11 protein-coding genes are annotated in these 12702 nt (G+C 56.5%); all 11 read left to right on the forward strand.

The genetic code is table 11. The features are described from left to right. The first annotated feature begins 16 nt into the window (after nucleotides 1–16). Nucleotides 17–1207: an NADH-quinone oxidoreductase subunit D gene (locus CU103_RS15920; protein WP_106665034.1), complete on the forward strand. Its 1191-nt coding sequence runs from the start codon at nucleotides 17–19 to the stop codon at nucleotides 1205–1207. Next, nucleotides 1207–2388 (forward strand): NADH-quinone oxidoreductase subunit E, encoded by a 1182-nt coding sequence (locus CU103_RS15925; protein WP_106665035.1) that lies wholly within the window; start codon nucleotides 1207–1209, stop codon nucleotides 2386–2388. Before CU103_RS15920 ends, CU103_RS15925 begins: the two co-directional genes overlap by 1 nt. A 67-nt stretch (nucleotides 2389–2455) precedes the next feature. After that, the gene (gene nuoF / locus CU103_RS15930; protein WP_106665036.1) at nucleotides 2456–3757 is read left to right on the forward strand and encodes an NADH-quinone oxidoreductase subunit NuoF; all 1302 of its coding nucleotides are present in this window, start codon (nucleotides 2456–2458) and stop codon (nucleotides 3755–3757) included. 12 nt (nucleotides 3758–3769) lie between these two features. After that, nucleotides 3770–4357, forward strand: a complete 588-nt coding sequence (locus CU103_RS15935) for a helix-hairpin-helix domain-containing protein (protein ID WP_106665037.1) — start codon at nucleotides 3770–3772, stop codon at nucleotides 4355–4357. Between the two features lie 107 nt (nucleotides 4358–4464). Beyond that, the gene (nuoG, locus tag CU103_RS15940) at nucleotides 4465–6546 is read left to right on the forward strand and encodes an NADH-quinone oxidoreductase subunit NuoG (RefSeq protein WP_106665244.1); all 2082 of its coding nucleotides are present in this window, start codon (nucleotides 4465–4467) and stop codon (nucleotides 6544–6546) included. Between the two features lie 17 nt (nucleotides 6547–6563). Then, nucleotides 6564–7610 (forward strand): NADH-quinone oxidoreductase subunit NuoH, encoded by a 1047-nt coding sequence (gene nuoH, locus CU103_RS15945; protein WP_106665038.1) that lies wholly within the window; start codon nucleotides 6564–6566, stop codon nucleotides 7608–7610. 11 nt (nucleotides 7611–7621) lie between these two features. After that, nucleotides 7622–8113 (forward strand): NADH-quinone oxidoreductase subunit NuoI, encoded by a 492-nt coding sequence (nuoI, locus tag CU103_RS15950; RefSeq protein ID WP_106665039.1) that lies wholly within the window; start codon nucleotides 7622–7624, stop codon nucleotides 8111–8113. A gap of 142 nt (nucleotides 8114–8255) precedes the next feature. Continuing rightward, the gene (locus CU103_RS15955) at nucleotides 8256–8888 is read left to right on the forward strand and encodes an NADH-quinone oxidoreductase subunit J (protein ID WP_106665040.1); all 633 of its coding nucleotides are present in this window, start codon (nucleotides 8256–8258) and stop codon (nucleotides 8886–8888) included. Then, nucleotides 8888–9196 (forward strand): NADH-quinone oxidoreductase subunit NuoK, encoded by a 309-nt coding sequence (nuoK, locus tag CU103_RS15960; protein WP_099999304.1) that lies wholly within the window; start codon nucleotides 8888–8890, stop codon nucleotides 9194–9196. The genes CU103_RS15955 and nuoK overlap by 1 nt, the downstream gene beginning before the upstream one ends. A 7-nt stretch (nucleotides 9197–9203) precedes the next feature. Beyond that, nucleotides 9204–11195, forward strand: a complete 1992-nt coding sequence (nuoL, locus tag CU103_RS15965; protein ID WP_162707099.1) for an NADH-quinone oxidoreductase subunit L — start codon at nucleotides 9204–9206, stop codon at nucleotides 11193–11195. Further along, on the forward strand, nucleotides 11195–12700 hold the full coding sequence (locus CU103_RS15970) for an NADH-quinone oxidoreductase subunit M (protein WP_106665041.1): 1506 nt from the start codon (nucleotides 11195–11197) through the stop codon (nucleotides 12698–12700). The genes nuoL and CU103_RS15970 overlap by 1 nt, the downstream gene beginning before the upstream one ends. Nucleotides 12701–12702: the final 2 nt, after the last annotated feature.

Raw genomic sequence — 12702 nt, forward strand, 5'->3', positions numbered from 1 at the left:
CGCCGGGAAATGACCCATGACTGAACACAGCGTCCGCAATTTCAACATTAACTTCGGCCCGCAACATCCCGCAGCGCATGGTGTTTTGCGTCTTGTGCTGGAGCTTGATGGTGAGGTCGTCGAACGTGTGGATCCGCACATCGGTCTCCTGCACCGCGGCACCGAAAAGTTGATGGAGGCCAAGACCTATTTGCAGGCTGTGCCCTATCTTGACCGTCTCGACTATGTTGCGCCGATGAATCAGGAGCATGCCTACGCGCTTGCGGTCGAGCGCCTGCTCGGCCTCGAAGTGCCGAAGCGCGGCCAGCTCATCCGCGTTCTTTTCTCTGAGATTGGCCGGATCCTTTCGCATTTGCTCAACGTGACCACCCAAGCCATGGACGTCGGTGCGTTGACGCCGCCGCTCTGGGGGTTCGAAGAGCGCGAAAAGCTGATGGTGTTCTATGAGCGCGCTTGCGGCGCCCGCATGCACGCTGCCTATTTTCGTCCGGGCGGAGTACATCAGGATCTTCCAGATCAACTGATCGAAGACATCGGGAAATGGTGCGATCCATTCTTGCAAACGGTCAAGAACCTTGACGATTTGATCACGCCGAACCGCATTTTTAAACAGCGCAATGTCGATATCGGCGTCGTCAAGCTCGACGATGCCTGGGCTTGGGGTTTCTCCGGCGTCATGGTGCGCGGTTCGGGTGCCGCATGGGATTTGCGCAAGTCGCAACCCTACGAATGCTATTCGGAAATGGAATTCGACATTCCGATCGGCAAGAATGGCGATTGTTATGATCGTTACCTGATCCGGATGGAAGAAATGCGCCAGTCCGTTCGCATCATGCGCCAGTGCGTCGATCAGCTGCTTGGCAAAGAGCGGGTAGGGCCTGTCTCCAACACCTCTGCCAAGATCGTTCCGCCGAAGCGCGGCGAGATGAAGCGGTCGATGGAAGCGTTGATCCATCACTTCAAGCTCTACACCGAAGGCTATCATGTGCCGGCCGGTGAAGTGTACGCGGCCGTTGAAGCGCCGAAGGGCGAATTCGGCGTGTTCCTCGTTTCCGATGGATCGAACAAGCCTTACCGCGTGAAACTGCGCGCGCCAGGCTTTGCCCATCTTCAGGCCATGGATTACATGTGCCGTGGTCACATGCTAGCCGACGTCTCCGCCGTCCTCGGCTCGCTCGATATCGTTTTTGGTGAGGTTGATCGCTAATGTCCGTCCGTCGTCTCGCAGAAGATAGCGTCCAGCCAGCGGCGTTTGCATTCAATCGCGAAAACAGCGTTTGGGCGAAGCAGGCTATAAAGAAGTATCCAAAGGGCCGCGAACAGTCTGCGGTCATCCCGTTGTTGATGCGCGCGCAGGAGCAGGATGGCTGGGTCACAAAGGCTGCGATCGAACACGTAGCAACCATGCTCGACATGCCCATGATCCGGGTTCTCGAGGTTGCGACTTTCTACACACAGTTTCAGCTTAAGCCGGTTGGAACTCGGGCACATATCCAGATCTGCGGCACCACCCCATGCATGCTTCGCGGTGCGGAAGATCTGAAGAGGGTCTGCCAGCACAAGATCCATCACGACCCCTTCCACACCAACGAGGCTGGTACGCTCTCATGGGAAGAGGTCGAATGCCTCGGCGCCTGCGTTAATGCTCCTATGGTCATGGTGTTCAAGGACACCTATGAGGATCTGACGCCGGAGCGCCTCGAAGAAATCATCGATGCATTCGAGGCCGGAAACGGTGCTTCTGTTCCTGTCGGACCGCAGGTAGATCGCCATTTCTCGGCGCCGCAAGGCGAATTGACTTCACTCAATGAGGGCAATGGTTCGGCCAAGCCGAAGCGTGCCGCCAAGAGTGGCGGTTCTGAAGCTGCAAACATCCCGCCGTCGAACGCCGCCAGACCGGTGACGCATGACGCTGCGACCAGTCCCGCGATCAAATCGCCGTCCAACGTGAAGGCAACCAAGGCTTCCGAAGGTGCGGCTTCGAATCCTGCTGCCAAAGCGCCAGCCGTTGCGCGGACCATCAAGAACCCGCCGATCGTCGACGGCTCCCTCTCGGAAAAGCCGCCAGTACAGGCAATCGAGGCTCCCGCGAAGGTTGTGTCGCTTGACGACAAGAACCGTCCAGCTGCAATTGAGAAACCGGCTGTCGCCGATGATCTGAAGCTGATTTCCGGCGTCGGTCCGAAGATTGAGGTCATTCTGCACGAACTCGGCATTTATACCTACGCGCAAGTCGCAGCCTGGAAAAAGGTCGAACGCGAGTGGGTCGACAGTTATCTGAACTTCAAGGGCCGCATCGAACGTGACGACTGGGTCAAGCAAGCTAAGGCCTTGGCCAAGGGCGGCGAAGCGGAATACATCAGGGTTTTCGGCAAGAAGCCGAGATAGAATGAATTAGCGGATGCACGATCTGCATCCGCTGAAGAATGGACGAAGAGAGTAGGACCGGTGCGAAATGCTCGCTGACAAAGACCGCATCTTCACCAATATTTACGGCCTCAAGGACAAGTCCTTGAAGGGCGCGATGAGCCGTGGCCAATGGGATGGCACCAAGCAGATCCTTGAAAAGGGTCGCGATTGGATCATCAACGAGATGAAGGCGTCGGGCCTGCGCGGGCGCGGCGGCGCCGGCTTCCCGACAGGCCTCAAATGGTCCTTCATGCCCAAGGAAAGCGACGGCCGTCCGCATTATCTCGTCATCAACGCCGACGAATCGGAGCCGGGCACCTGCAAGGACCGCGATATCATGCGCCACGATCCGCACACGCTGATCGAAGGCTGCCTGATTGCCGGTTTCGCCATGGGCGCCAACACTTGCTACATCTATGTGCGCGGCGAGTATATTCGTGAGCGCGAAGCACTGCAGGCGGCGATCGACGAGTGCTACGATGCCGGTCTTCTCGGCAAGAACAACAAGAACGGTTGGGACTACGACATCTTTGTCCATCACGGCGCCGGAGCATACATTTGCGGTGAGGAAACAGCGCTGCTCGAAAGCCTCGAGGGCAAGAAAGGCCAGCCACGCCTGAAGCCGCCATTCCCCGCGAATATGGGCCTCTACGGTTGCCCGACGACTGTGAACAATGTCGAGTCTGTTGCAGTGGCTCCTACCATTCTTCGTCGTGGCGCGGCATGGTTCTCGAGTATTGGCCGCCCAAATAATGTCGGCACCAAGCTCTTCATGATTTCCGGCCACGTTAATCGTCCATGCACGGTCGAAGATGCCATGGGTATTCCGTTCCGTGAATTGATCGAGAGGCACGCCGGGGGCATTCGCGGCGGTTGGGACAATCTGCTGGCGGTTATTCCGGGCGGCGCTTCCTGTCCGGTCGTGACTGCGGCGGACATAATGGATTGTCCGATGGATTTTGACGGGCTGCGCGGCGTCAAGTCGTCCTTCGGAACGGCAGCCGTTATCGTCATGGATAAGTCGACTGATATTGTCCGCGCAATTGCGCGCCTTTCCTATTTCTTCAAGCATGAGAGCTGCGGCCAGTGTACGCCTTGCCGTGAAGGGACAGGCTGGATGTGGCGCGTCATGGAGCGCATGGTGACGGGCAACGCCCAGAAGCGCGAAATCGATATGCTGCTTGACGTTACGAAGCAAATCGAGGGCCACACGATTTGCGCACTTGGGGATGCTGCCGCTTGGCCAGTTCAGGGGCTCATCAGGAACTTCCGCCCGGAGATCGAACGCCGGATCGATGAGTTCTCGCGTAACGCTGCATCAAGTCCTGTGCTTGAAGCTGCCGAATAGGTTGAAGAGGTCATGACTGACAACGGAAACAAACAATTGGGCGCGGATTGGGCGGCTTTGATGCCGAAACAGGTCATTCCGGCTGCCAATCTGCTTACGCCCCAGTTCGGTGCGGCAGCAGCTGTTTCCGTGTTGGGCCTTGGCATCGCCAGCCAGCTGTGGGGGCTCTGGGCTGGTGCGATAGCTGGCGCTCTTGACGCGCATACCAAGTTGAATCCCGTGGGAAATGGGGAAAACGCTGCCGTTCCGCAGATCACGGGCGACGTGGATGCATTGAAGACAATTATTCGAAAGAAGGCTGCGCCCATTTCACCAAAGACTGTTGATGCCCAGGCAACGCAGGTGAAGGCGCCAATCGTGCCAAACGTTCGTCCGGAAACAGCCGAAACCGCGAAAAAGTCTGACGATCTGAAGCGTATTTCCGGTGTCGGTCCCAAGCTCGTAAGCGTGCTGAACAACATGGGCGTTCACACCTTTGCGCAGATTGCGGCCTGGACTGCCGACGATATCGCCAAGGTCGACGATCGGCTGAAGTTCGGCGGACGCATCTTGCGTGACGACTGGGTCGGACAGGCAAGGGCGCTTGCTGGGGGCAAGTAAAAATTAGGTGACGCGTCGGTTTAATGACGCGGATGATTGAAGGTGTTTCGGCAACAGAGCGGAAATGCCAGATGAAATGCGGAATGTTCCGCGAGGTTGGACAGACGATGGCAAAGATCAAAGTCGACGGTAAGGAAATCGAGGTACCGGATCACTACACGCTTCTGCAAGCTGCAGAAACGGCGGGTGCCGAAGTGCCGCGGTTCTGTTTCCATGAGCGTTTGTCGATCGCCGGCAATTGCCGGATGTGCCTCATCGAGGTGAAGGGTGGACCACCCAAGCCGGCAGCATCCTGCGCCATGGGTGTTCGCGATTTGCGCCCTGGTCCGAATGGCGAAACACCAGAGATTTTCACCAACACGCCGATGGTCAAGAAGGCGCGCGAAGGTGTAATGGAATTCCTGCTAATCAACCATCCACTGGATTGTCCGATTTGCGATCAGGGCGGCGAGTGCGATCTGCAGGATCAGGCGATGGCGTTCGGTGTGGATTCGTCGCGCTACAAGGAAAACAAGCGCGCCGTCGAAGACAAATATATAGGACCGCTGGTCAAGACCATCATGACGCGCTGTATTCATTGCACACGCTGCGTCCGATTCACAACGGAGGTCGCCGGCATTTCCGAGCTTGGCCTGATTGGCCGCGGCGAAGATGCAGAGATCACCACCTACCTGGAACATGCGATGACGTCGGAGTTGCAGGGCAACGTGATCGACCTTTGCCCGGTTGGCGCGCTGACCTCAAAGCCTTATGCATTTCAGGCTCGTCCCTGGGAGCTGAACAAGACGGAATCCATCGACGTGATGGACGCCGTCGGATCCGCCATCCGCGTCGACACGCGAGGCCGTGAAGTGATGCGGATTCTGCCGCGCGTCAACGAACAGGTGAACGAGGAATGGATTTCCGACAAGACACGTTTCATCTGGGATGGTCTGCGTACGCAGCGACTTGATCGCCCCTATATTCGCAAGGATGGCCGCCTTGTCGCCGCAACCTGGCCGGAGGCCTTTGACGCCATCAAAGACGCTGTCGCCAAGACCAAGGGTGACAAGATCGGCGCGATCGCCGGCGACCTGGCCACCGTCGAGGAAATGTATGCGCTGAAGGCATTGATGACGTCGCTTGGCTCGACCAATATCGATGCGCGTCAGGACGGATCTGTCCTCAATACTGCCAATGGCCGCGCATCCTATATCTTCAATCCGACTATTGACGGCATTGAGCAGGCGGATGCAATCCTGATCGTTGGCTCGAATCCGCGTTTTGAAGCGTCTCTGCTCAATGCCCGTATCCGTAAGCGCTGGCGCGCCGCCGGGACGCCAATCGCAGTGATCGGCGAACAGGCCGATCTGCGTTACAAGTATGAATACCTTGGAAGCGGAGCCGAGACCTTGGCAGAGCTTGCCAGTGGCTCAGTGAAATTCCTGTCCGTATTGAAGAAAGCCAAGAACCCGATGATCGTTATCGGGCAGGGTGCTTTGTCCCGTGTCGACAGTTCCGCGGTACTTGGTCTTGCGGCGAAGATCGCTGCCGATACCGAAGCTCTCGGCGGCGAGTGGAATGGTTTTGGCGTCGTTCATACGGCCGCCAGCCGCGTCGGTGCTCTGGATATCGGCTTTGTGCCGGGTGCCGGCGGCAAGACGGTTGCCGAAATGAAGGGCAAGCTTGAGGTTTTGTTCTTGCTGGGCGCCGACGAACTCGATTGGCCGAAAAAAGACAAGGCCTTTACTGTCTATATCGGCACGCATGGCGATCAGGGTGCGCACAACGCCGATGTGATCTTGCCGGGTGCGACTTATACGGAAAAGTCCGGCACCTTCGTTAACACGGAGGGCCGTGTGCAAATGACCAATCGTGCCGGTTTCGCACCGGGCAATGCCAAAGAGGATTGGGCGATTCTGCGGGCCCTGTCGGATGTGCTCAACAAGAAATTGCCATTCGACTCTCTGGCGGCCTTGCGCTCGGCCCTCTATGCGGAGTATCCGCATCTCGCCGTGATCGACTCGATCGAGGCCGGCGATCCTGCCGACATCAAGAAGCTGGCCAATGCATCTGGCTCCGTTGAAAAAACGGCCTTTGTATCTCCGGTCAAGGATTTCTATTTGACCAACCCGATCGCGCGCGCCTCGGCCGTCATGGCCGAATGTTCAGCGCTCGCCAAGGGCGGCTTCAAGCAGGCGGCCGAGTAGGCGGGGAAAAGACTGATATGGAACAAATTTTCGCAACCTACATCCTGCCGCTGCTGATTATCCTCGGAAAATCGGTGCTGATGCTAGTAGTGATGTTGCTCATCATAGCTTACCTGCTTCTGGCAGATCGCAAGATTTGGGCGGCCGTGCAGTTGCGTCGCGGCCCGAACGTCGTGGGTCCCTTCGGGTTGCTCCAGTCCTTCGCCGATCTTCTGAAGTTCGTTGTCAAGGAACCGATCATTCCTTCCGGCGCCAACAAGGGTATTTTCCTCCTTGCTCCTCTGGTTTCCTCGGTTCTGGCAATGGCGGCATGGGCGGTTATCCCGGTTAATGAAGGCTGGGCGGTTGCTAACGTCAATGTTGGTATTCTCTATGTGCTCGCCATTTCCTCGCTGGAAGTCTACGGCGTGATCATGGCCGGCTGGGCCTCGAACTCCAAGTACCCGTTTCTCGGTGCATTGCGTTCTGCTGCGCAGATGGTGTCCTACGAAGTCTCCATTGGCTTCGTTATTGTCACCGTATTGCTCTGCGTTGGGTCGTTGAACTTGACCGACATTGTCACATCCCAGACCGACGGCCTTGGCACGATGATTGGCTTGCCAAATTCGTTCCTCGATTGGCATTGGCTCGGCCTTTTCCCGATGTTCATCATCTTCTTCATCTCGGCACTGGCAGAAACCAACCGTCCCCCCTTCGATCTTGTGGAAGCTGAATCGGAACTGGTTGCGGGTCACATGATCGAATATTCGTCGACCGCGTTCCTGCTGTTCTTCCTTGGTGAATATGTAGCCATCACGCTGATGTGCGCTTTGACCACCATTCTGTTTCTCGGTGGCTGGCTACCGCCGGTCGATGTATGGTTCCTGAACTGGGTACCCGGAGTTATCTGGTTCCTGCTTAAGCTTTTCCTGTGCTTCTTCATGTTCGCCATGGTGAAGGCATTCGTTCCGCGCTACCGCTACGACCAGTTGATGCGTCTGGGCTGGAAAGTATTCCTGCCGATATCGATCTTCATGGTCATCGCGACCGCGGCCTTCCTCAAAATCACCGGCCTCACGCCGTAAGGAGAACCAGCATGGCACAACTCGCACAAGCTGCTAAGTCGCTCCTGCTTCTGGAATTCGTCGGCGCGTTTTTCTTGTCGATGCGCCAGTTCTTTGCGCCGAAGGCGACTTTGAACTATCCGTTTGAGAAAGGCCCGCTTAGCCCGCGCTTTCGTGGTGAGCATGCGTTGCGCCGTTATCCCAACGGCGAGGAGCGTTGCATCGCCTGCAAGCTCTGCGAAGCGATTTGCCCGGCGCAGGCAATCACCATTGAGGCTGGACCGCGCCGCAACGACGGAACACGCCGCACGGTGCGTTACGACATTGACATGGTGAAGTGCATTTATTGCGGCTTTTGCCAGGAAGCTTGCCCGGTCGATGCGATCGTCGAAGGACCGAACTTCGAGTTCGCCACGGAAACCCGGGAAGAACTTTACTATGACAAGGAACGGCTTCTCGCCAACGGCGATCGTTGGGAGCGGGAACTGGCCCGCAACATCGCCATGGATGCGCCGTACCGATAAGGATTGAGTGCGCGCTTGTGTCCTTCGTTCGGTTCTTCTACCGGACGGGAACATGCGCTAAGAGGCAGCGAATGCGCGGAATACCCATGCATCGCTCTAGAAATGGCAGGACGACCTGCCGGATTGGAAATCGGGGGAACCCATGCTGACAGGTATCGCGGCGGCGTTTTTTTACCTCTTCGCCTTCATAACCGTCGCCAGTGCGTTCATGGTGATTGCGGCGCGCAATCCCGTGCATTCCGTGCTGTTCTTGATCCTTGCATTCTTTAATGCAGCGGGATTGTTCCTTCTAACTGGCGCCGAATTCCTGGCGATGATCCTTCTCGTCGTCTATGTCGGCGCGGTTGCGGTCCTCTTCCTCTTCGTCGTGATGATGCTGGACGTCGATTTTGCAGAACTGAAGAGTGGTGCCCTGCAATATGCGCCGATCGGTGCGCTGGTCGGTCTGATTCTCGCCGCTGAGCTGATCGTTGTTCTGGGCGGATCGGTATTCGCACCAAAGCTCGGAGCTGTGGCTTTCCAGCCAACCCCTGATGTGGCGACGCGCACCAACACGGCTGCGCTCGGTGATATTCTTTATACGGACTACATCTACTTCTTCCAGATCGCTGGTCTCGTGCTTCTGGTTGCGATGATCGGCGCGATCGTTCTAACACTCCGCCACAAGCCGAACATCAAGCGACAGAACGTTTCGGAGCAGGTTGCTCGCACGCCTGCGACAGCTATTGAAGTCAAACAGGTTGAAACAGGCAAGGGCCTGACAGAGGTGTCATGATGGAAATCGGTATTGCACATTATCTCACTGTTTCCGCCCTGCTGTTTACCCTTGGGATCTTCGGCATCTTTCTCAACAGGAAGAACGTGATCGTCATTTTGATGTCGGTTGAATTGATCCTGCTCGCAGTCAACCTGAACTTTGTAGCGTTCTCCGCTGCTCTCGGTGATTTGGTCGGGCAGATCTTCGCGTTGTTTGTCCTGACCGTTGCCGCCGCAGAGGCAGCGATCGGTCTTGCTATTCTCGTCGTGTTCTACCGCAATCGGGGGTCGATTGCCGTGGAAGACGTCAACATGATGAAAGGTTGACGGGGGCATGCTGTATCTGGCGATTGTCTTCCTTCCGCTGCTCGGCTTTCTGATTGCGGGCCTGTTTGGGTCGTCAATCGGGGCGAAAGCGAGCGAGTATGTCACGACCGGACTGCTGATCGTCTGCGCAGTCCTCTCCTGGATCGCGTTCGGGACTGTGGCGCTGGGCCATGGTGAAGCGTTCAAGGTGCCGGTCATGCACTGGGTAGAGTCCGGTTCGCTGAGCTTCGACTGGGCGCTCCGCATCGACACGTTGACTGCGGTAATGCTGGTCGTCGTCAACACGGTCTCGGCACTCGTCCATACCTATTCGATCGGCTACATGCATCACGATCCCGATCGGCCGCGCTTCTTCGCCTATCTTTCGCTCTTCACTTTCGCCATGCTGATGCTTGTGACCGGCGACAATCTCGTTCAGATGTTCTTCGGCTGGGAAGGCGTGGGCCTTGCTTCTTATCTGTTGATTGGCTTCTGGTTCAAGAAGCCCTCGGCAAACGCCGCCGCCATCAAGGCTTTCGTTGTCAACCGTGTCGGCGATTTCGGCTTCCTGCTAGGCATTTTCGCGCTGTTCGTATTGTTTGATACCGTCCAGTTCGACACGCTGTTTGCTTCCGCTGCGCAGTATCTTCCGGCAGAGGGTGCGACTGAGGGCAGTCAGACCGTTCTGAATTTCCTGGGCTATGCGCTCGACAAGCAGGGTGCGATCACCATTGCCTGCCTGCTGCTCTTTATGGGCGCGATGGGCAAATCGGCACAGTTCCTGCTGCACACCTGGCTGCCTGACGCGATGGAGGGGCCGACACCTGTTTCGGCGCTGATCCACGCAGCGACGATGGTGACCGCCGGCGTGTTCATGGTTGCGCGGTTGTCGCCAATCTTCGAATTGTCGCATACCGCCTTGATTTTCGTCACCTTTATCGGTGCGACCACGGCATTCTTTGCTGCAACGGTTGGCCTCGTCCAGAACGACATAAAGCGCGTCATCGCTTACTCAACCTGTTCGCAGCTCGGCTACATGTTTGTTGCGCTTGGTCTCGGTGCTTATGGTGCCGGCATCTTCCACCTGTTTACACACGCCTTCTTCAAGGCCCTGCTGTTCCTTGGAGCGGGCTCCGTCATTCACGCCGTATCCGATGAACAGGACATGCGCCACATGGGCGGTCTGCGCAAATTAATCCCTCAGACCTACTGGCTGATGGTCGTCGGTACCGTCGCGCTGACGGGTCTTGGCATTCCGGGAACACTGATTGGTACCGCCGGGTTCTTCTCCAAGGACATGATCATCGAGTCCGCTTACGCTTCGCACAGTCCGGTTGCGGGCTATGCCTTCATCCTTCTCGTTATCGCGGCCATCTTCACCAGCTTCTATTCATGGCGCCTGATTTTCATGACCTTCCATGGCAAGGCGCGTGCGAGCCATGATGTTATGCACCACGTGCATGAATCGCCCTATGTCATGCTGGTTCCGTTGTTTATTCTGGCATTCGGCGCGTTGTTTGCCGGTGTCGGCTTCCATGAATATTTCTTCGGACATGAATATGCCGAGTTCTGGAAGGGTGCGATCTTTACGGGTCCGGAGAATGAGATCCTCGAAGAGCATCATCATGTGCCGTTCCTTGTGGCGATGTCACCATTCCTCGCAATGGCTGCAGGGTTCATCGTTTCCTGGTATTTCTACATTCGATCACCCGAGACGCCGAAGCGCCTTGCTGCGCAGCATCCTGGCCTCTACCAGTTTCTGCTCAACAAGTGGTATTTCGACGAGCTCTACGACTTCCTGTTCGTGCGTCCGGCCAAGGCTCTCGGCCGGTTCCTGTGGAAGCGGGGCGATGGCTGGCTGATCGACGGCCATGGTCCGGACGGAATCTCGGCGCGTGTCGTTGACGTCACCAACCGGGTGGTGCGCCTGCAAACCGGTTACCTTTATCACTATGCGTTCGCGATGCTCATTGGGGTCGCCGCGCTCGTCACGTGGATGATGCTCGGGAGCAACTTCTGATGACCGACTGGCCAATTCTCTCGACAGTTACCTTCCTGCCATTGGTCGGTGCCTTCCTCGTCCTGATGATCCGGGATGATGGTGAATCTGCACGGCGTAACATCCGCAATGTGACGCTATGGACGACGATCGTCACTTTTTTGCTTTCGCTGCCGATTTGGTACTATTTCGACAATGGCCAAGCTGGATTCCAGTTTGTCGAAAAGGCACCTTGGCTTGATTCAGGTATTTCCTACCACATGGGCGTCGATGGCATTTCGATGCTGTTCGTCATCCTCACCACCTTCCTTATGCCACTGTGCATCCTGGCGAGCTGGGAAGCGATTCAGAACCGCGTCAAGGAATACATGATCGCCTTTCTGGTTCTGGAAACGTTGATGATCGGCGTGTTCTGTGCGCTCGACATCGTCCTTTTCTACGTGTTCTTCGAAGCTGTCCTGGTCCCGATGTTCATCATTATTGGCGTCTGGGGTGGCAAGCGCCGTGTCTATGCAAGTTTCAAGTTCTTCCTCTACACGCTGCTTGGATCGGTGTTGATGCTGTTGGCCATCATGGCCATGTATTGGCAGGCTGGTACGACAGACATTCCGACGTTGCTTGCCTATAAATTTCCGACGTCGCTGCAGACCTGGCTCTGGTTGGCTTTCTTTGCCTCATTTGCAGTCAAGATGCCGATGTGGCCGGTACATACCTGGCTGCCGGATGCGCACGTTGAAGCGCCGACGGCTGCCTCGGCAATTCTGGCCGGCATTCTGTTGAAGCTCGGCGGCTATGGTTTCATCCGGTTCTCAATCCCGATGTTCCCCATCGCTTCGGCGGATTTTGCTCCGCTGATCTACACGCTGTCGATCGTCGCCATCATCTACACGTCGCTCGTTGCGCTGATGCAGCAGGACATCAAGAAGCTGATCGCTTATTCGTCCGTGGCCCACATGGGCTATGTCACGATGGGCATCTTCGCGGCCAACGAACAGGGCATCCAAGGGGCAATTTTCCAGATGCTCTCGCATGGGCTTGTATCGAGTGCGCTGTTCCTGTGCGTCGGTATCGTCTACGACCGCACCCATACACGTGAGATTGCGGCCTATGGCGGTCTCGTCAACAACATGCCGAAATATGCCGTGGTGTTCATGATCTTCACCATGGCCAATGTTGGCCTGCCAGGTACCTCCGGCTTTATTGGTGAATTCCTCACCCTTGTAGGTGTCTTCCGTGTCAATACCTGGGTCGCGCTGTTCGCCGCCAGCGGCGTCATTTTCTCCGCTGCCTACGCGCTCTGGCTTTATCGCCGGGTCATATTCGGTACGCTTGACAAAGAAAACCTGAAATCGCTTCTTGATATGTCGCCGCGCGAGAAGGCTGTGATTTATCCGTTGGTGGTTCTCACCATCTTTTACGGTGTTTATCCGATGCCTGTCTTCGATGCGACGGCAAGCTCTGTCCACGCCCTGATCAATCAATATAATAACGCGCTGTCTTCAGCTGCCACCCTGGCACTGAGATAGCA

Origin of the sequence: Phyllobacterium sophorae (assembly GCF_003010965.1) — a bacterium.
Classification (GTDB): domain Bacteria; phylum Pseudomonadota; class Alphaproteobacteria; order Rhizobiales; family Rhizobiaceae; genus Phyllobacterium; species Phyllobacterium sophorae.